Origin of the sequence: Pseudomonas sp. SIMBA_068 (genome assembly GCF_046534705.1) — a bacterium.
Taxonomy (GTDB): Bacteria; Pseudomonadota; Gammaproteobacteria; order Pseudomonadales; family Pseudomonadaceae; genus Aquipseudomonas; species Aquipseudomonas putida.
Genome location: NZ_JAWRYI010001770.1, coordinates 1 through 232, shown reverse-complemented (window position 1 = coordinate 232; position 232 = coordinate 1). Strand labels below are relative to the sequence as shown.

Genomic DNA, 232 nt, shown 5'->3' with positions numbered 1-232 from the left:
ATAAATAGCTGTATGCTAACTTACCAATATCAATGCGAGCAGAGTTTAATTCCATTTTACTGATTGCTTCTAAAAACGGGAAGCTTTCACGTAAACGTAATTTTGTGCCTTCAAATTGCGCAACAGTTTTGTGAGATTTAATAATTTCAATAGTGCTGGCATTTACGAGAGGACGGCCATATACGGCAATTTCAATACCACGATTACGGTAAAGTTTACCAATGATAGGTTG

1 pseudogene is annotated in these 232 nt (G+C 36.2%); it reads right to left on the bottom strand.

The window, feature by feature from the left end:
* A pseudogene (locus tag SB756_RS35840) lies at nucleotides 1-232 on the bottom strand (glyceraldehyde-3-phosphate dehydrogenase); the annotation flags it as partial.